Raw genomic sequence first — 20,173 nt, 5'->3', positions numbered from 1 at the left:
GCTGCCCCTTACTTGGTTTCGGCCACAGCCGCGGCGTCCGTCTTCGGGCGCCAGACCGTGCCGATCGACACGCTCTTGAGCTTCTTCTTCTGGCCGTACCAGAAGTTCACCAGGCCGCGCGAGAAGAACACGGCCGAGAACATCGAGGTGACGATGCCGATGCAGTGCACCACCGCGAAGCCGCGCACGGGGCCCGAGCCGAAGGCCAGGAGCGCGATGCCCGCGATCAGCGTGGTCACGTTGGAGTCGAGAATCGTGCCCCATGCGCGCTCGTAGCCCGCATGGATCGCCGCCTGCGGCGAGGCGCCGTTGCGAAGCTCTTCCCGCACGCGCTCGTTGATCAGCACGTTGGAGTCGATGGCCACGCCGATCGCCAGCGCCATGGCCGCGATGCCGGGCAGCGTGAGCGTGGCCTGCAGGATCGAGAGAATGGCCACCAGCAGCATCAGGTTGACCGCCAGCGCGATCGACGAGAACACGCCGAACAGCGCGTAGTAGAGGCACATGAACACCATGATCGCGGCGAAGCCGTACATCACGCTGTCGAAGCCCTTCTTGATGTTCTCGGCGCCCTGCGTCGGGCCGATGGTGCGCTCCTGGATGATCTCCATCGGCGCGGCCAGCGAGCCGGCGCGCAGCAGCAGCGCGAGGTCGTTGGCTTCGCTCACGGTCATGGCGCCCGACACCTGGAAGCGGTTGCCCAGCTCGCCGTTGATCGAGGGAGCGGTGAGCACTTCGCCCTTGCCCTTCTCGAAGATCAGCATCGCCATGCGCTTCTTGTAGTTCTCGCGGCTCACGTCACGCATGATGTTGCCGCCCTTGGAGTCCATGGTCAGGTCGACCTTGGGCTGGTTGGTCTGCTGCTCGAAGCCGGGCTGCGCGTCGGTGAGGTTCTCGCCGGTGACCAGCACCTGCTTCTTCACGATCACGGCGCGGCCCGAGCGGTCGAGGAATTTCTCGGAGCCGAACGGCACCGGCCCGGTGCCCTGCTCGGCCGCGCGGCCTTCGGCGCTTTCGTCCACCATGCGCATCTCGAGCGTGGCGGTGCGGCCGATGATCGTCTTGGCCTGGGCCGGGTCCTGCATGCCGGGCAGCTGCACGACGATGCGGTCGATGCCTTGCTGCTGGATCACCGGCTCGGCCACGCCGAGTTCGTTGATCCGGTTGTGCAGCGTGGTCACGTTCTGCTTGAGCGCCGCGTCCTGGAAGCGGCGCGCGGCCTCGGGCTTGATGCTCGCCACGATGCGCGACTCGGTGCCCTGCTGGCTCTCGACGGTGCTCAGGTCGGGCATCTGGTCCTGGATCAGGCGCCGGGCGATTTCAAGGCTGTCGGCGTCGCGCAGCGTGACCTCGACCGTCTGGCCGTTGCGGTTCACCGCGCTGCCGCGCACCTTCTTGTCGCGCAGGCCCGTGCGGATGTCGCCGGCGAAGGACTCGGCCTTCTTGTCCAGCACGCCGCGCATGTCCACCTGCAGCAGGAAGTCGACCCCGCCGCGCAGATCGAGACCCAGGTACATCGGGAAGGCATGCAGCGCCGTCAGCCAGTGCGGCGAGCGCGACACGAGGTTCAGCGCCACCACGTAGGAAGCTTCGTCTGCGTTGGGCACCAGGGCCTGCTGCAGCGCGTCGCGCGCCTTGATCTGGTCGTCGGTGGTGACGAAGCGCGCCCGCACGGCGGTCGGCTCGAGCGTCAGCAGGTCGGGCGCGAGGCCCGCTGCCTTGAGCACGCTCTCGACCCGGGCCTGGGTCGACGCATCGATCTTGACGGTGGACTTGGCCGCCGACACCTGCACCGCAGGCGACTCGCCGAAGAAATTGGGCAGGGCGTAGATGAGCCCCACGAGCAGCACGATCACGATGATCGAGTACTTCCAGACCGGGTAACGGTTCATGAGAAAGCGCTTTTCAAGAAACGGGACACGGCGTGAATTGGGGCCCTGCGCCGCAAAGCGCAAGGATCAGCTCACGCCTTTATTTGACGGCGCCCTTGGGCAGGACCTGGACCACGGCGCTGCGCTGGATCTTGATCTCGATGCCGTTGGCGATTTCCAGGCCCAGGTACTGGTCGCCCAGCGAGGTGATCTTGCCGAGCACGCCGCCGGCCGTTGCGACTTCGTCACCCTTGGCCAGGGCTTCGATCATGGCGCGGGCTTCCTTCTGGCGCTTCATTTGCGGGCGGATCATGACGAAGTACAGCACGACGAACATCAGCACCAGGGGCAGCATGCTGCCGAGCGAGGACAACATGTCGCCGCCGCCGGCGGCTGCGGGCGCGGTCTGGGCGAAAGCAGAGGAAATGAACAAGAGAGTCTCCAGCAGAGAGATAGGGAAGAGGAAGCGAGAGGAGCGCGGACCGGGCCTGCCATTCCATCTCTTCGCGGCCACGGGATACGGGCCGCAAGTCAAAGCTCGGCGGGGCTTGGCGCCGCGCACAGCACCGGGCATTGTATTCGGGGCAAGGCGCCCTCCCACCGGCTTATCCGGCGCGGTGGGGAGGGCTTTCCGGGTATCCGGCTTGGCCGTTCTTTGCTACGTTTTGAATAGCAAAGAGCGCCCGGCAGGCGCTCTTCGGAGGCTGGAACGGCTGAAAAATCAGGCGGCCGCGCGCTGCCCCTGCGGATTGCGCCACCGGGCCATCAGCTCGCTCCAGCGCGTGCGGGCCGCCACGAGGTTTCGCTCCTTCACGTGACCGTAGCCGCGGATCTGCTCGGGCAGGCTCGCGATTTCCAGCGCCAGCGCGTGGTTGTCGGCACGCAGCGCGCCGATCACCTCGTCGATGCTCGCGCGGTATTCGGCGATCAGCGCGCGCTCGGTCTTGCGCTCCTCGGTACGGCCGAAGATGTCGAGCGCCGTGCCGCGCAGGCCCTTCAACTTCGCCAGGAAGCGGAAGCCCGTGAGCATCCAGGGGCCGAACTTCTGCTTCTGCAGCTGGCCCTTGGCGTTCTTTTTGGCAACGATCGGCGGGGCAAGGTGGTAGTTGAGTTTGAAGTCGCCTTCGAACATGCCCTCGACGCGGTCGAGGAACGAACGGTCGGTGTGCAGGCGCGCCACCTCGTACTCGTCCTTGTACGCCATGAGCTTGAACAGGTAGCGCGCCACCGTCTCGGTGAGCGCCGTCTTGCCCAGCAGCGACGATTCCGACTGCTGCACCTTCGCCACGAACTGCTTGTATTCCTCGGCGTAGGCGGCGTTCTGGTAGCCGGTCAGGAACTCGGCGCGGCGTGCCACGAGGGCTTCGACCGTCTCTCGCTTCTTGAACTCGATGACCTGGCCCGGGCGCACGCGCTTTTGCAGCTCCTCGGGTCGAACGGCCGCCTGGCGGCCCCATTCGAAGGCGGTCTTGTTGTTCTCGATGGCCACGGCGTTCAGCTCGATGGCGCGCATCAGCGACTCGTGCGCCAGCGGGATCCAGCCCTTTTGCCAGGCGTAGCCCAGGATCATCGGGTTGACGTAGATGCTGTCGCCCATCAGCGTGGTGGCGGCCGCATCGGCGTCGAAAGTGCCGATGCCGTCGATGCCCACGGCGCGCGCGATCTCGGCGGCGCAGGCGTCTTCGGGGTTCTGCCAGTTGGCGTTGCGCACGAAGGCGGCCGTGGGCGAGCTGTGGCTGTTGAGCGCCACGTGCGTGCGCCCTTCGCGCATGCGCGCCATGGTTTCGCCGTTGACCGTGACCAGCGGGTCGCAGGCCAGGATCAAATCGGCCGCGGCGGTGCCGACGCGCGTGGTGCGGATGTCGTCCTGCGTGTCGCCGATGAGCACGTGGCTCCAGGTGGCGCCGCCTTTTTGCGCCAGGCCTGCCGCGTCCTGCGTGACGATGCCCTTGGCCTCGATGTGCGCGGCCATGCCCAGGAGCTGGCCGATGGTGATGACGCCGGTGCCGCCGACGCCTGCCACCACCACGCCCCAGACCTTGCCGCCCGCGAGCGACGGAATCGCCGGCTCGGGCAGGAGGCCGAACTCGGCCGGCGTCGCGCCCTTGCTCTTGCTCTTCTTCTTGAGCTGGCCGCCCTCGACGGTCACGAAGCTCGGGCAGAAGCCCTTCAGGCAGCTCATGTCCTTGTTGCAGCTGCTCTGGTTGATGGTGCGCTTGCGGCCGAATTCGGTCTCCAGCGGCTCCACCGAGAGGCAGTTGCTCTGCACGCTGCAGTCGCCGCAGCCTTCGCACACCAGCTCGTTGATGACCACGCGCTTGGCCGGATCGACGGCCGTTCCCCGCTTGCGGCGGCGGCGCTTCTCGGTGGCGCAGGTCTGGTCGTAGATGATGGCCGTGGTGCCGGCGATGGCGCGGAACTCGCGCTGGATGTCGTCGAGCAGGTCGCGGTGCTTCACCTGCACGTGGTCGCCCGGGATCGAGACGCCCTCGTACTTCTCGGGCTCGTCGGTGACGATCACGACCTTCTTGGCGCCCTCGGCATGCAGGCTCTCGGCAATCTGCAGCACCGAGTGGCCTTCGGGGCGCTCGCCGACCTGCTGGCCGCCGGTCATGGCGACCGCGTCGTTGTAGAGGATCTTGTAGGTGATGTTCACGCCGGCCGCGATGCTCTGGCGAATCGCGAGCAGGCCGCTGTGGAAGTACGTGCCGTCGCCCAGGTTCGCGAAGATGTGCTGGTCGGTCGTGAAGGGCTGCTGGCCCACCCACGGCACGCCCTCGCCGCCCATCTGCGTGAAGCCGATGGTGGAGCGGTCCATCCAGGTCGCCATGAAGTGGCAGCCGATGCCGCCCATCGCGCGCGAACCCTCGGGCACCACGGTGCTGGTGTTGTGCGGGCAGCCCGAACAGAACCAAGGCTGGCGCGTGGCGTCGGCCACGCTGGTGGAGGCCTGCTGCACCACCATCGAACGCTCCTTGGCTTCGAGGATGGCCAGCTGCGCGTCGATGCGCGCGGTCATGTCGGCGCCGGCCGCGGCCAAGAGGCCGGTTTTCTTCAGCCGCCCGGCGATCGCCTTGGCGATGAGCGCGGGGTTCAGGTCCGCGTTGGCGCGCAGGAGCGTGTGCGCGGTCGGGTTGGGCATCGACCATTCACCGCCCGAGTAACCCTCGGCCGCGTGCACTTCGCCTTCGTCGAACTTGCCGACCACGTTGGGGCGCACGTCGGGGCGCCAGTTGTAGAGCTCTTCCTTGAGCTGGTATTCGATGACCTGGCGCTTCTCCTCGACCACCAGGATTTCCTGCAGGCCGGTGGCGAATTCGCGCGTGAGCTGCGCTTCGAGCGGCCACACCACGCCCACCTTGTGCAGGCGGATGCCCAGCTGGCGGCAGGCCGCGTCGTCCAGGCCCAGGTCCAGCAGCGCCTGGCGCGTGTCGTTGAAGGCCTTGCCGCTGGCCATGATGCCGAAGCGGTCGTTCGGGCCCTGAATCACGTTGTGGTTCAGGCGGTTGGCGCGGATGTAGGCGAGCGCGGCATACCATTTGTAGTGCATGAGCCGCGCTTCCTGCTCCAGCGCGTGGTCGGGCCAGCGGATGTGCAGGCCGCCCGGCGGCATTTCGAAGTCGGTGGGAATGACGATCTCGACGCGTTCGGGGTCGATCATCGCCGTGGCGCTCGACTCCACGATCTCCTGGATCGTCTTCATGCCCGACCACACGCCCGAGAAGCGGCTCATGGCGAAGGCGTGGATGCCCAGGTCCAGGATTTCCTGCACGCTGGTCGGAAAGAACACCGGCGTGCCGCAGGCCTTGAAGATGTGGTCGCTCTGGTGGGCGGCGGTGGAGCTCTTGGAGATGTGGTCGTCGCCCGCCACCGCGATCACGCCGCCGAATTCGGTGGTGCCCGCCATGTTGGCGTGCTTGAAGACGTCCGAGCAGCGGTCCACGCCCGGGCCCTTGCCGTACCAGATGCCGAAGACGCCGTCGAACTTGTTGGTGCCTTGCGGCGAAAAGCCCAGTTGCTGGGTGCCCCAGAGCGCGGTGGCCGCAAGCTCTTCGTTCACGCCCGGCTGGAAGACGATGTTCTGTTCCTTCAGGAACTTGCTGGCCTTCCACAGCGCCTGGTCGTAGCCGCCGAGCGGGGAGCCGCGGTAGCCGCTGATGAAACCGGCGGTGTTCTTGCCGGCCTGCTTGTCGCGCAACTGCTGCAGCATGGGCAGCTTCACGAGGGCTTGCACGCCGCTCATGAAAGCGCGGCCATAGTCCAGACTGTATTTGTCGTCGAGCGTGACGGTTTCTAGCGCGCGGCGGATGTGCTCGGGCAGCGGGGCGTTCATGTTGTCTGTCTCCGTATTGGCAGGGCCTTGTGGGCCTGGCTGGATTGGCTGTGGGTCTGTGCCCGGTAGGGCGCGAGCCCATGATCACGCAAAGTGTATGCCGGGGTTCGCGACAGGTGTTTGCGTTCTTTGCCCTGAAAAACGCGCTTCCAGAAAGAATCTTGCTTAATATCGGCACTCATGGAAAGCATTGACAAGTTCGACCTCGCAATCCTGCAAGAACTGCAGGCCGACGGCCGCCTCACGAACGCCGAGCTTGCCCAGCGCGTGGGCCTGTCGGCCGCGCCCTGCTGGCGCCGGGTGCGTGCGCTGGAGGAGGCGGGCTTCATCAAGGGCTACCGCGCCGAGATCGACCGCCACAAGATAGGGCTGGGCGTGCTCGCTTTCGTGCGCGTGGACACCGAGCGCGTCACCAACGAGGCCACCCGCAAGCTGGAAGACGCGATCCGCAAGATGCCCGAGGTGGTGGCCTGCCACTACATCAGCGGCACCGGCACCTTCGAGCTGCAGGTGGTGGCGCAAGACCTGAACGGCTTCTCGGCCTTCGCGCGGCAGCACCTGATGAACCTGCCGAACGTGAAGGACCTGCACACCAGCTTCTCGCTGGGCGAGGTGAAGGCGAGCAGCGCGTTGCCGCTGGGGCACCTGGCCAAATAGCGGCGCATGACATTTGCCCGCTTCGCGCGGGTTTTGTGCGCACCCCGCATGCAGGGGTGACCATTGTTAGCAGTGCGAAATCGCTGAGCCGCCAAGACTGTGGACCCCCGGCCGGGACGCGCCCGGCCTTCCACCTTCTTCATGGTTCGCATGATCCTCAGCCCACCCTTCCTGCCTGCCCGGCCGTCGCAATCCGAAACCGCCTGGCTCGACGCCGCCATGGCGCAGCCGACCTCCCGGCTATCGAGCACCAACGCCGCCGAAGGCTCGTTCCCCCTCAGCCTCCAGCTGGCTTGGCACAACGGCATCCACCTCCAGGCACCGCAGGCCGCGGGCGCGTACCTTCCGGTGCGCGCCATTGCCGACGGGACCGTCGTCTTCGTGCATCCGCCGACCGTGCCCGACAACGACGTCCACCACGCGCTCAACTACAACCCGTTCAACGCAGGCACACCCAGCCCCGCGTGGACCAGCGACGGCTTCGTCGTCATCGAACACAAGGGCGAGATTGGTGCGGCGGGCGCGGTGGCGACCGAGTTCGTCTACTACAGCGCGTGCATGCACCTGGGCAGCCTCGCCAGCCACCCGAGGACGCGCCGGCCGCTGAAGGCCGGGGATTTCGTCTACCGAAAGGAAGCGCTGGGCACGCCGGGACAGATCTACGGCCACGACGGGCAGATCCATTTCGAGATCTGCTGCGACGAGGCGAACCTCGAGAAGCTCACCACCCGCAAGCGGAACTGGGCCGACCCGCTGGCGCCCCAGCCACCGACCGCCAACGGCCGCACCGACGCCGTGTTCGGAAGCCTTTACATCTACCTGCCTGCGGGCACGCCGACCCGCTCGAGCCAGCCGACCAGCCACTTGCGTTCTGCCGTCCACACAGGCGGCGCAGCGAGCGCCGCCACCGACTTCTTCCTGCCCGACACCTTGCGCGCCGCGCAATGGGTGCAGATCACCTATGAGCACGGCAGCGCGATCCTCGCCAGCTACGACAAGCTGGGCGCGCCGATCGGCCAACCCCGCAACGACAGCCGTTACGACTACATCACCGTTGCCACCATGCGCCCCGGCGCCTCGCAGAGCTTCGAGTACGACCTGTCCGCCGTCGCCAACGACCGCCACGGCACGCTCGATGTCGCCACGCAAGCCACGAGCAGCCCCAGCGGCTGGTACGAGCTGCTGCGCTTCGGCCGCAACCTGGGGCCCGACGCGCTGCCGGCCAACGCCGCCCACTGGCGCAAGGTCGTCACGCCGGACGGAGGGCTCTGGGTCGATCTCAATGCGCCCGGAACCTTCAAGTTCAGCGATGCCGACTTCCCGGCGATCACGGGCTGGAATTGCTTCGACGACGACACGACCCAGACCGACCAGCGCTGCGATTCGCTGCGCATGAAGACGCTGATCCGCGATCCCGACCGGACCAACGACCGGCGCATGGAGCGCGCGCAACTGGCGCGGCGATTGGGAGAACCCGAGGTGCGCCACAAGCTGCGCCGGACGATCTGCAAGTTTCCGAGCGAGTGGGACCAGAAGGATGTCGAGAAACGGTACGGCTGGCTGGAGACGGAGGATTTCAAGTCAACGGATGACGACGCGACTGGGGTGCAGAAGTGGGAGCGGTTTGTGAAGCACGCGAAGGCGGTGACGTTTCCTGATTTACCGGAGGCCTTTCTGAAGGCTGATTGGCGGTTTCATCCGAGGGAATTCGTGGGGCATATGAGGCAATGCGGGTGGTTGAGCTGCGAAGAGATGAAGCAAATCTATAAGCGTGACTCTGCCAACAATGCACCGGTATTTTTAGCAATCGAAAAATACCAGTTGGCACTCAATCGGATGACGCAAAAATATCTTCTGAATACCAGAAAAAGATTGCCCCATATTTTTGGTCAAGGTGCGACGGAGTCGAATTTTCTAAAAACCATGCAGGAGACCGCCATGACGGGTATCGCCGTGAACGGCGAAGTACACGGAACCTCGGGGATTCACCCTCAGTCGAAAGCTGACGAGAGTAGCTTTGGGCATTGGTGGGGTTTGAATCCGAATGAACGGGTCGATTGGCACGGCTCGAGAAAATACAATAGCAACGGCGGCCTGATTTCAAGTTCCTACAATTGGCGAATGGGAAATCTCGGGAATCCGGATGCGCAAAAATTTCGTGGAAGAGGATTCAAGCAGTTGACTGGCAGAGACAACTATGTTCAGTATTGGGTTTATCGAGGATGGCTGGCCGCGTCCAGTTTCGACAAACACTGGTGGAGCGACCCGCAGTACATGGCAAGAAATGCCCAAGGGATGCGCAAAATTCCGGGAGTGGTCGACAACCCTGAAATCGTTGGAACCCAACCCTATAACTGCATGGACGCCGGGGGCTGGTATATGGTTTTTCAGCGCTCCGACGTCATTCGCGAAATTGACAGCGACCTGGATCACCTGGCTGCTGGCGCTCACGAGCAGTCGCAAGAAACCGCGACATCCAGAGCGGTCACGCGTGCCATCAACGGAGGCGAGCTCGGCTGGGACAAGCGCTTGGAAAACACCAGGGCAGCCAAGAAAATTCTTCTCGATAGCTGAATACTGAAATGATTGAAAAAAACATTCTCGGCATTCTGCTTTTCTTGGCATTCTCGAAATGCTTTTCACAAGAAATTTCCGCCTCAAAAACCAGTGGCCAAACATTGACTCTCAAGAAGGGTGAGAGATCTCTGAGTTGCACAAGCGAAGTGTTATTCGAAAGCTTCCGATATTCAGGCGATCGTCGGTTCTTGCTTTTTGAATATTTCAACAAGCAACTGAAGACGCCTCTTTTTTTAGGTTTCCTCAGACTATCGGATGCTTATGACCGATGCAACAAGAACTCAAAAATAAAGATCAATCGCGAGCCAGCGGGAGACAATATTCTGGACATCAGCGAAGCAGGAAAAATTTATGTGACTTACCAAGAAGATATGTACAGCATTGGCGGCAGCGCACTGCATTCTCGAACATATGTCGCAGTCAAACGCCTGGACACGTCAAAAGAAATACTCTTTCCTTTCAGCGTCAGAAGAGAGGATTCCGAGCGCTCGACAATGAAGAAATTAGATCTGATTGGCGGCCCAAACATTATCGATAAAACAAAAATTCCTGAGAAGACCCACATCATTTCCAAGGATGGAAAATACATCGTCCCCCTTGGAATTTCATGTGATGTAGAAGAGTTCTACAAAGGCATCTGGAATGTCGAAACAAGGAAGCAGATTTCTGCAAGGGAAATCGGCGACCTGCTCCAAAAGGGCGTCCGATGCGAGGACATGTTCGGCTGAACTCCTTCTGCGGTATGCGAGCATCCACCCCATCGCCGAGACAAAAAGAGGGAGCCGCATGAATCTCGACCCCAGCCGCCGCGCACTCGACCACCTGCAGCAAGTCCGCCTGCTCACCGATGCCGAACACGCGGCCGCCGCCAACGATGCGGCGTTGCCCGACGCCCTGTTTCGCACCCCGGCCGAGGCGCTCGCCTGGGCCGTGGCCCGCGAGATCGTTCCGCAAGCGCAGCTCGCCGACCTGCCGGCTCGCGCCAGCGCAGGCCAGGAGAACGAAGCCCAGGCCATCGTCTCGGAGGCCACCGACCTCATCAGCGGCGACTTGCCGCTGCCGCCTTTGGCGCTGCTGCACATGCGCCTGCTGGACCGCCGCGTACACGACGGCGTCAGCGCCCATGCACTCGACCAGTTGCTGGACCTGCAGTTGATCGACGCGGCGCAGCATGCGCACAGCCTCTCGATGCTGCCCACCCACCAGGAAGCCTGGGCCACGCCCGACTCGCTGCCCGCCACGCTCGCCTGGACGGTACTCCGGTCGGGCGCGTTGAGCGAGGCCGAATTGAAGGCGCTGGCTGGCCGCGGTGCGCATCAGGGCATCGTCGCGGACGCCATCGCCCGCATCGACGGCGCGAAAACAGAACAGCGCGTGACTTCGACCTCGACGACGTTCTCCCTCGATTCGATGGACTTCACCACCTCGTCGTCTTCGTCGACGACTGCCTTGCCGTCCATGCCTTTCGCGGTGCCGCCGTCTTCCGCCTCGCAGACGCGAACGTTCACCTGGACGTCGACGTCCACTTCAGGGCCTGCCCCGAGCCGCTGGAAGAACAAGTTGATCGGCGCCGTCGTGGTCGCGCTGATCGCGCTCTACTTCCTCTTCGGCCGCTGAATCTTCGGCCGCAGAAAAGCAAAAAGGCACGCGCCCCAATCAACGCCGCTCGCTGCGGCTGGCCTCGCGCGTCGCGCGAAATTCCGAACCCTGCCCCCACTCCGGCCAGCGCTTGCTGTTTGCCAGCATCTCGCCCACGCGATAGAGCAGCGGCAGGTCGTGCGCCATGCCGGTGAAGGACCAGTCGGCACGCCATTCGTCGGCCGGCTGGTGGTAGCGCTCGGCGGTGTAGGCCTTGGCGGACGCTTCGCCGGCCGCGAGGCCGCCTTCCACCCAGTCGTTGCCCGAGGCGAACGAGAGGGCCGGTACGCCGCGCTTGGCAAACGAGAAATGGTCGGAGCGGAAGAAGTAGCCGGCCTCGGGGTGCGGGTCCGGCGCGTAGGCGAGGCCGAAGCCCTTGGCCTCATCGACCAGCAGGTCCTGCAATTGCGAGACGGCGCTGCCCGAGGTGCTGAAGTTGCGCGCGGGGCCTTCGGGGCCGAGCGCGTCCATGTTGAGCACGGCCACGGTCTTGGCCAGCGGGTACAGCGGCTTGGCGCCGTAGAACTCGGAGCCCAGCAGGCCCCGCTCCTCGGCGGTCACGGCCAGGAAGACGACGGAGCGCTCGGGCTTCTTCGGCGCGCTCGCGAAGGCGCGGCCCATCTCGATGAGCGCCGCGAGGCCGGTGCCGTTGTCGACCGCGCCGTTGTAGATCCTGTCGCCCTTGGCATCGGGTGCGCCCACGCCCAGGTGGTCCCAATGGGCGCTGTAGATCACCGTTTCGCCAGGGCGGCTGCGGCCTTCGACGCGGCCGACCACGTTCTTAGAGACGATCACCTGCCGCTCGATCGCGTACTCGGCCGTGAGGCTCGCGTCCTTGAGCACCTGGGGCTGGAATTCGCGCGTCTGCGCGAGCTTCTTCTGCGCCTCGAAGTCCAGGCCCGCGCGGCGCAGCAACTCGACGGCCACGTCGCGCTGGATCCAGGCCTCCAGCTTCGGATGCACCGCAGCCGGCCGGTCGCGCTCGATGTCGAGCATGGCCGCGGTGTTGGAGTTCTTCACCGTGGCCCAGCCGTAGGCGGCCGGCGCGGTCTCGTGCACGATCAGCACGCCCAGTGCGCCGCGGCGCGCGGCCTCCTCGAACTTGTAGGTCCAGCGGCCGTAATAGGTCATGGCCTTGCCGCCGAAGTCGCCCGAACCGTTTGCACCGGTCTCGAAGTCGGGGTCGTTCACCAGCACGACCGCGATCTTGCCCTTGAGGTCGACGCCCTTGTAGTCGTCCCAGCGCCGCTCGGGCGCGCTCACGCCGTAGCCCACGAAGACCAGCGGCGCCTCGCGGATCGAGACCGCGGTCGAGCCGTCCATCGTGGCGCGCACCGCGATCTGCTCGCCCTGCACCAGCGCATCGCGCTGCGCCCCCACCTGCAGCGTGAGCTGCGGCGCGCCGCGGAAGTCGGTCTTCACGAGCGGCACCGACTGCGTCCAGCCGCGCTTGCCGCCTTCCAGGTCGCCGCCGGGCACCAGGCCCGCGGCCTTGAACTGGGCCACGAGATAGTCGACCGTCTTGCCCTCCGCCGGCGTGGCGGGCGCGCGGCCTTCGAAGTCGTCGCCGGAGACGGTCTTCACGATCTGCGACAGGCGCTGCGGATCGAAGCGCGGCGCCGGGTCGGCGGCCAGCGCGCCCGTGGCGCTCCAGGCGAGGCCGATGCCGCAAAGAAGAAAGGCAGGTCCGGGTCGCCGGGGCATGTGGATCATGCGGAGCTCCTGAAGGGGGAAGCTCCGGATACTAGACAGCCCGCCACGGCCGTCGCGCGAAGCCCCCGGCCGCGCCCGGAGAACCTTAGTAAGCCCGCGAGCGCGCAGGCGGCAAGGGCTCAGTCGAAGCACTCACATTCCGCATGAAGGGAGCGCAAGAAAGGGTGCCCGATAGCGCCAGCCTAAAATCCTCGCCCACCACCTGCCGCCTTCCGCGGATCGAAGAGGACCCTCGAATGAACCCCATCCGCCGCGCATTGGCTTCCGGCCTCGTTGGCCTTGCCGCCGCCTCGCTCGCCATCGGCGCCCAGGCCCAGACCCCGAACCGCGAACTCACCGTCGCCTCCAGCGCCACCTACGCCCCCTTCGCCTTCGAGAACAAGGACAAGCAGATCGTCGGCTTCGACATCGACATCATCAACGCCATCGCCAGGCAGCAGGGCCTGAAGATCAAGATCGTCAACACGCCCTTCACCGGCATCTTCGGCGCGCTGAACAACGGCGACGTCGACCTGGTGATCTCGGGCGTGACCATCAACGAGAAGCGCAAGCAGAGCTACGACTTCACGCCGCCCTACTTCGCGGCGCGCCAGCTGATCGCACTGCCGAAGAACAGCACGGTCGCCTCGCTGAAGGACCTGGCCGGCAAGAAGATCGCGGTGGTGAGCGCCTCCACCGCCGACGACATCGCCTCGCGCGAATTCGGCAAGACCAGCCCCAACATCCGCCGCTTCGAGAGCACGCCGCTCATCATTTCGGAGCTGGCCGGCGGCGGCGTCGATGCGGCCATGGGCGACAACGGCGTCATTGCCTACCGCGTCGCGCAGCACGCTGACCTCAAGACGCTGGACGACAAGTCGTTCCCCGAAGAGGGCTTCGGCATCGTCGTGAAGAAGGGCGACAAGGCGCTGCTGGACAAGCTCACGGCGGGCCTGGCCGCGGTGCGAGCCGACGGCAGCTACGTCACGATCTACAAGAAGTGGTTCAACAAGGACCCGAACGTGCGCTGAGCCGCACGGCACCTGTGACCCGATCACGGCCGCCCTCGAAGCGGCCGTTTGTTTTTTGGAGCGATGACGCGAAGGCGATGAATATGGAACAACCGATCCTTCTCTTTGGATGGTTCCGCTGGGACATCCTGGTCGAATACAAGGACCTGTTCTGGCAAGGCGCCTGGATGACGCTGCGCATGACGGTGGTGTGCGTGCTGCTGGGTTCGAGCTGGGGCCTGTGTCTCGCGCTCGCGCGCCTGGCGCAGCCGCGCCATGCGCCGTGGACCTGGGTCGCGCGCTTCTTTTTGCGCTGGCCTGCCACGGTGTACGTGAGCTTCTTCCGGGGCACGCCGCTGTTCGTGCAGATCCTGCTCATCCACTTCGCGGTGATGCCGGTGTTCATCCATCCGACGAGCGGCCTCCTCATCGACGGCGACCTCGCGCGCACCCTGAAGCAGGAGCACGGCGCGCTCATCTCGGGCGTGGTGGCGCTCACGCTCAACTCGGCGGCGTACATCTCGGAGGTGTTCCGCGCGGGCATCCAGTCGATCTCGCGCGGGCAGTTCGATGCGGGGCGCTCGATCGGTTTCTCGCCCGCGCAGGTGATGCGCTACGTGGTGCTGCCGCAGGCCTTCCGCCGCATGCTGCCGCCGCTGGGCAACAACGCCATCGCGCTGCTGAAGGACACCTCGCTGGTCTCGGCCATCGGCCTCGCGGAGCTGGCCTATGCGGCACGCACCGTGGCCGGGGCGTATGCCCGCTACTGGGAGCCGTACCTCGCGATCTCGGTCATCTACTGGGTCATGACGCTGGTGCTGACGACGATGCTGCGACGACTCGAACATCGCCTCGCCCGCAGCGACCGCGGGTAGGCTCATCCCCAGGCTTCGCGCACTTCGTGTCGCTTCTCCTTCCGCCTCACCAGCGGCAGCAACAGCGGCCCGGCAAAGCCGGTTCCGCGGTGTTCCTGGAAGGGAAAGAGTGGGTGCCCTGCGCATGTGCCCGAACCCACCGGCGCCACAATAGCGCCACATGCCACCGATAACGACCGAAGAGACACCCCTTCCGCCCACGCGGCCGCAGCCCTCGAAGTTCGCGGCCCTCGAGCCCCTGAAGCTCCCCGTGTTCCGCATGCTGTGGAGCACCTGGCTCATCGCCAACATCTGCATGTGGATGAACGATGTGGCCGCGGCGTGGATGATGACCTCGCTGACCACCTCGCCGATCTGGGTCGCGCTGGTGCAGTCGGCCTCCACCTTGCCCGTCTTTCTGCTGGGCCTTCCGAGCGGCGCGCTGGCCGACATCCTCGATCGCAGGCGCTGGCTGGTCGCCACGCAGTTCTGGCTGGCCGGCACGGCCATCGTGCTGTGCGCGGCGCTGGCGCTCGACCTCATGACCGCGCCGCTCCTGCTGGCGCTCACCTTCGCGAACGGCATCGGCCTGGCGCTGCGCTGGCCGGTGTTCTCGGCCATCGTGCCGGAGCTCGTGCCGCGCCCGCAGCTGCCGGCGGCGCTGGGCCTGAACGGCATCGCGATGAACGCCTCGCGCATCGTCGGCCCGCTCACGGCCGGCATGCTGATCGCGAGCGCCGGCACGATTTGGGTATTCGCGCTCAACGCGGTGCTGTCGGTGGCCTCGGGCTTCGTGGTGCTGCGCTGGCGGCGCGAGCACACGCCCAATCCGCTGGGCCGCGAGAAGCTCGTGAGCGCGATGCGCGTGGGCGTGCAGTTCGTGCGGCAGTCGCAGCGCATGCGGGCGGTGTTGACGCGCATCTCCATCTTCTTTTTCCACTCGACGGCGCTGCTCGCGCTGCTGCCGCTGCTGGCGCGTAACCTCAAGGGCGGCGACGCGGGCACCTTCACGCTGCTCTTGGCCGCGATGGGCATGGGCGCGATCATCGCGGTGCTGTTCCTGCCGCGGCTGCGCCAGGCGCTCGGGCGCGACCAGCTGGTGCTGCGCGGCACGCTGCTGCAGTCGGCCGCCACGGCGGTGATGGCCTTCGCGCCCAATGCATGGGTGGCGGTGCCGGCGATGTTCTTCGGCGGCATGGCGTGGATCACGGTGGCCAATTCGCTCTCGGTGTCGGCGCAGCTCGCACTGCCCGACTGGGTGCGGGCGCGCGGCATGTCGATGTACCAGATGGCCATCATGGGTGCGAGCGCGATCGGCGCGGCCATCTGGGGCCAGGTGGCGACCGTCACCGCGCTGAACCTCAGCCTGGCGGTGGCCGCCGTGAGCGGCACGCTGATGATGCTCGCGGCCCTGCGCTGGGTGACCGACGTGACCGGCGAGGACGACACCAGCCCCGCCGAAGCCGGCTGGGCCGCCGGCCCGCCGGCCGAGGCGCCGCAGGAAGAAGGGCGCGTGGTGATCACGGTCGAATACCTCATCGAGCCGGCGCGCGCCGCGGCCTTCCACATCGTCATGCAGCAGACGCGCCGCGCACGGCTGAGCCAGGGCGCCATCGGCTGGGAACTGCTGCACGACATCGCGCAGCCCAGCCGCTACGTGGAGCAGATCGTGGACGAATCGTGGACCGATCACCTGCGCCGGTTCAACCGCGCGACCGCGAGCGACATGGCGCTGCGCGAGCGCCGGCTGGCGTTTCACATTGGCGAAACGCAGCCGGTGGTCACGCGCTACATCGTGCGGCGCTGACGGGCGGCCGCCGCCGCAGACGGGGCCGCGCCCGGGGTGAGTACGGAAGTTTGCGGGTTTCCCGATTGTTAATTGCACTGAATAATGGGCCGCACCAGGCCCCTGCGGCCGTGCAAGAACAAGAAGGAGCAAGGACATGCGTCTGGAGCAGCGCGCCCGATCTTCCTGCCGGATTCCGGCATTCCATCTCTCGCGGCTTCCCTGGCTCGCGGCGGCCCTCGCGGGACTGGCGGGCGGCACCGCCGGCGCGGCCTGCGGACCCACCGCCACGCCCGGCACGGGCCAGAGCGTGGTCTGCAGCGGCGCGACGACCGGCTCGGCCAGCGTGATCGCCGCGCCGGGCAGCACCGGCGTGGCCATCACCGTGGACAGCGGCGCCACGCTGAGCACCAACGCCACGCAGGCCCTCCTGGTGCGCGATGCCAGCACCCTCACGAACAACGGCACCATCACCGTCTCGGGCGGCTCGGGCTCGGCACGCGCGGCGCTGGTCGCCACGGGCAACGACAACCAGATGACCAACAACGGCGCCATCCGCACCACGAGCGGCGGCACCTCGGGCATCCTGGTGACGTCGAACAGCAGCACGCGCACGCTCATCACCAACAACGGCACCATCGCCACCACGGGCGGCAGCTCGCACGGCGTCTCCACGCTCGGGCCGGGCAACACCGTCGTCAACAACGGCACCATCACGACCAGCGGCAACTCGGCCAAGGGCGTCTACCTGCAGGGCGGCAACCTCGTGGCCAACCTGCTCGTCAACACCGGCACCATCGCGACCACGGGCGCCAACTCGCCCTCGGGCGGCGCCGACGCGGTGCATGCCAACACGCTCGGGCTGAGCTTCTTCTCGCGCGTGGAGAACCGGGCCGGCGCGCTGCTGTCGAGCGCCAACGGCTACGGCTACCGCGGCCAGAACGGCAACGACGTGCTGGTCAATGCGGGCACCATCGAAGGCCACGGCGGGGCAGGCAACAACGACGCGATCTACATGGGCGCCCTCGGCAACGGCACGCTGATATTGCAGACCGGCTCGGTCATCCGCGGCGGCGCCGACGGCGGCAACGCGATCGCGAACACCTTCCTCGAAGGCAGCGGCACCGTGGACAACGCCTTCCGCAATTTTCAGAATCTGACGATGCGCGGCGCCGAATGGTCGTGGCTCACCGATGCGAGCTTCTCGGACGGCATACGCATCGAGTCGGGCCGCTTCAACCTGCCCGCGACGCTGACGAGCCCGGTGATCGCCGTGCTCCCCGGCACCACGGTGGCCGGCACCGGCACCTTCGCCGGCAACGTGACGAACCAGGGCACGCTCCTGCCCGGCCCGAACGACGGCGTGAACTTCGGCGCCTTCACGGTGCGCGGCAACTACCTGGGCAACGGCGCGCTGATGCAGATCAACACCGTGCTGGCCGGCGACAACGCGCCGTCCGACCGGTTGGTGATCGACGGCGGCGCGGCCTTGGGGGACACCGCGATCCGCGTGGTCAACCGCGGGGGCCTGGGTGCGCCGACGCTGGCCGACGGCATCCTGGTGGTGCAGACGGTCAACGGCGGCACCACGGCAGACCGCGCGTTCTCGCTCACGCAGCCGGTCGAGGCCGGCGCGTACACCTACCGCCTCTTCCGCGGCGGCGCGGCCGGCAACAACCCGGACAACTGGTACCTGCGCAACAACGGCTTCCTGGTCGGCGGCGTGGTGGTGGGCTCGCTCGCCGAAGCGTACGAGGTCATCGCCGAAACACCGACCGTGCCGGGCGCGCCGGCGCCTGCCGTCGAGCAGGTCAAGCTGTACCGGCCCGAGGTGGCGCTCTACAGCAGCGTGCCGCTCGTGGTGCGCCAGCTCGGGCTCGCGCAGCTGGGCAGCTTTCACGACCGGCAGGGCGACCAGCAACTGCTTGCAAGCGACGAAGGCCGACAGGCGTCGTGGGGCCGCGTGTTCGGCGAGAGCACGCGCCAGCGCCTGCGTGGCGATGCGAATCCGCAGTTCGACGGCAACATCCACGGGCTTCAGCTGGGCCACGATTTCCTCGCAGGCACCGATGCCTCGGGCGGGCGCCACCGCGTCGGCCTGCTCGGCGGCTACACGCGCGCAAGCGGCGACACCAGCGGCGTGGCGGGCGGCGCGACCAATGCAGCCACCGGCCGCCTGAGCGTGGAGGGCTACAGCCTCGGCGCGTACTGGACCCGCGTCGCCGCGAGCGGCTGGTACAGCGATGCCGTGCTCATGGCCACGCGCTTCAAGACCGAGGCGCAGTCCACGCTCGGGCGCGGCGGCCGGCCGCACGGCAAGACGATCACCGCCTCGCTCGAAGCCGGCTACCCCTTCGCGCTCGGCGACAACGTCTCGCTGCAGCCGCAGGTGCAGCTGATCTGGCAGCGCAGCTCGGTCGACGATTTCGACGATGGCCTCTCCACCGTGCGCTTCCAGCGCGACAACGCCGTCACCGGGCGCCTCGGCGCGCGGCTGGAAGGCCGCTTCAGCGCCGCCGGCGGCACCTGGAAGCCGTATCTCAAGGCCAACCTCTGGCACACCTTCAGCGGCACCAACGCGCTCTTCTTCGGCCCGACCGACCAGGTCGGCAACCGCCGCAACGCGAGCGCGCTCGAAGTCGGCGCGGGCGTGGTCGGGCAGGTGAACAAGACGGTGGCGGTGTACGGCGGGCTCGCCTATACGCGGGCCATCGGCAACGACGGCGAGCAGTCCGGCATGCAGGGACAGGTGGGAATGCGGCTGAGCTGGTAGCCGTGCGTCGTTGACCAGTTGATCTGGTTTGGATGGCAGCTTCGGAAGGCTGCACAGGCGTACGGGTAATTGCGGAGCTACTTTTTTTGACCGAATGGATGATTTAAGTCATCATCCGGCCGTCGCGTCACGAGGTACACCCCGATGAATCCGCCCAAACTGCGCAGCCGCTTCTGGTCCGACCTGACCAGCGAAGAGTTCTCCCGCCTGAACCGCGAACGGCTCATCGCCGTGCTGCCGGTAGGCGCCACCGAGCAGCACGGCCCGCACCTGCCGATGTCCACCGACACCGCCACGATCGACGGCATGGTGCGCGCGACGCTCCCGCACCTCCCCGACGACCTGCCGGTGCTGTTTCTCCCCACCGTGCCCTACGGCAAGAGCAACGAGCATTCGCGCTACCCGGGCACGCTCACCGTGTCGGCGAACACGCTGATCTCGCTGTGGAAGGACATCGGCGCCTGCGTCGCGAAGGCCGGCGTGCGCAAGCTCGTGCTCTACAACAGCCACGGCGGCCAGATGAGCGTGATGGACATCGTCGCGCGCGACCTGCGCGAGGAGCACGACATGATGGTCGTGGCCGCCAACTGGTACACGCTGGGCCTGCCCGAAGGCCTTTTCACCGCGCACGAGGGAAAGCACGGCATCCATGCGGGCGACCTGGAGAGCTCGGTGATGCTGCACCTCACGCCCGACTGCGTGCGCCGCGACCAGTTCCAGAACTTCAGTTCGATGACCGAGCAACTCGCCGCGGAGAACAAGTTCCTCTCGATCACCCCCAGCGGCAAGCTCGGCTGGCAGATGCACGACATCAACCCATCGGGCGCGGCCGGCGATGCCACGCGCGCCACCGCCGAGAAGGGCGCCGCGGTGCTCGACCATGTGGGCCGCCGCTTCGTCGAACTGCTGCACGAGGTGGACCGCTTCCCGCTCTCGCGCCTCGCCAACGAACCCGCCTGGAAATGAAGCTCACCCCCCGTCT

General features: G+C 66.3%; 13 protein-coding genes. 9 read left to right on the top strand and 4 right to left on the bottom strand.

Annotated features, from left to right (window positions below; translation table 11 throughout):
• Nucleotides 1-8 precede the first annotated feature (8 nt).
• From secD to RT97_RS03580, 3 genes are all read right to left on the bottom strand, one after another.
• Nucleotides 9-1,892 (bottom strand): protein translocase subunit SecD, encoded by a 1,884-nt coding sequence (gene secD, locus RT97_RS03590; protein ID WP_042577414.1) that lies wholly within the window; start codon nt 1,890-1,892, stop codon nt 9-11.
• Nucleotides 1,893-1,971: 79 nt separating this feature from the next.
• Complete coding sequence (gene yajC / locus RT97_RS03585) at nt 1,972-2,304, bottom strand: preprotein translocase subunit YajC (RefSeq protein ID WP_013544185.1); 333 nt, start codon at nt 2,302-2,304, stop codon at nt 1,972-1,974.
• 288 nt (nt 2,305-2,592) lie between these two features.
• Complete coding sequence (locus tag RT97_RS03580; RefSeq protein ID WP_042577413.1) at nt 2,593-6,204, bottom strand: indolepyruvate ferredoxin oxidoreductase family protein; 3,612 nt, start codon at nt 6,202-6,204, stop codon at nt 2,593-2,595.
• A 180-nt stretch (nt 6,205-6,384) separates the two neighbouring features.
• Here RT97_RS03580 and RT97_RS03575 point away from each other — a divergent pair, with 180 nt between their 5' ends.
• From RT97_RS03575 to RT97_RS03565, 4 genes are all read left to right on the top strand, one after another.
• Nucleotides 6,385-6,861 (top strand): Lrp/AsnC family transcriptional regulator, encoded by a 477-nt coding sequence (locus tag RT97_RS03575; protein ID WP_042577412.1) that lies wholly within the window; start codon nt 6,385-6,387, stop codon nt 6,859-6,861.
• 141 nt (nt 6,862-7,002) lie between these two features.
• Nucleotides 7,003-9,435 (top strand): M23 family metallopeptidase, encoded by a 2,433-nt coding sequence (locus tag RT97_RS03570; protein ID WP_042577411.1) that lies wholly within the window; start codon nt 7,003-7,005, stop codon nt 9,433-9,435.
• A gap of 8 nt (nt 9,436-9,443) precedes the next feature.
• Nucleotides 9,444-10,166 carry a hypothetical protein gene (locus RT97_RS33000; RefSeq protein ID WP_155403717.1) on the top strand — a complete coding sequence of 241 codons (723 nt, stop codon included), beginning with the start codon at nt 9,444-9,446 and terminating at the stop codon, nt 10,164-10,166.
• A gap of 58 nt (nt 10,167-10,224) precedes the next feature.
• On the top strand, nt 10,225-11,055 hold the full coding sequence (locus tag RT97_RS03565) for a hypothetical protein (RefSeq protein ID WP_042577410.1): 831 nt from the start codon (nt 10,225-10,227) through the stop codon (nt 11,053-11,055).
• Between the two features lie 39 nt (nt 11,056-11,094).
• Here RT97_RS03565 and RT97_RS03560 read toward each other — a convergent pair whose 3' ends face one another.
• Nucleotides 11,095-12,789: a M28 family metallopeptidase gene (locus RT97_RS03560; protein ID WP_367379252.1), complete on the bottom strand. Its 1,695-nt coding sequence runs from the start codon at nt 12,787-12,789 to the stop codon at nt 11,095-11,097.
• Between the two features lie 236 nt (nt 12,790-13,025).
• On the opposite strand from RT97_RS03560, the gene RT97_RS03555 reads away from it, so the two are divergent.
• The 5 genes from RT97_RS03555 (at nt 13,026) to RT97_RS03535 (ending at nt 20,157) form a co-directional block, all read left to right on the top strand.
• Nucleotides 13,026-13,799 carry a basic amino acid ABC transporter substrate-binding protein gene (locus tag RT97_RS03555; protein WP_042577409.1) on the top strand — a complete coding sequence of 258 codons (774 nt, stop codon included), beginning with the start codon at nt 13,026-13,028 and terminating at the stop codon, nt 13,797-13,799.
• A gap of 83 nt (nt 13,800-13,882) precedes the next feature.
• Nucleotides 13,883-14,653, top strand: coding sequence for an amino acid ABC transporter permease (locus RT97_RS03550; RefSeq protein WP_042577408.1), 771 nt, complete (start codon nt 13,883-13,885; stop codon nt 14,651-14,653).
• Between the two features lie 160 nt (nt 14,654-14,813).
• Complete coding sequence (locus RT97_RS03545) at nt 14,814-16,439, top strand: MFS transporter (RefSeq protein ID WP_042577407.1); 1,626 nt, start codon at nt 14,814-14,816, stop codon at nt 16,437-16,439.
• Nucleotides 16,440-16,575: 136 nt separating this feature from the next.
• The gene (locus RT97_RS03540) at nt 16,576-19,191 is read left to right on the top strand and encodes an autotransporter family protein (protein WP_042577406.1); all 2,616 of its coding nucleotides are present in this window, start codon (nt 16,576-16,578) and stop codon (nt 19,189-19,191) included.
• Between the two features lie 144 nt (nt 19,192-19,335).
• Nucleotides 19,336-20,157: a creatininase family protein gene (locus RT97_RS03535; protein ID WP_042577405.1), complete on the top strand. Its 822-nt coding sequence runs from the start codon at nt 19,336-19,338 to the stop codon at nt 20,155-20,157.
• Nucleotides 20,158-20,173: the final 16 nt, after the last annotated feature.

Origin of the sequence: Variovorax paradoxus, assembly GCF_000834655.1 — a bacterium.
Taxonomy (GTDB): domain Bacteria; phylum Pseudomonadota; class Gammaproteobacteria; order Burkholderiales; family Burkholderiaceae_C; genus Variovorax; species Variovorax paradoxus_F.
This window is presented reverse-complemented; position numbering and strand designations above follow the sequence as displayed.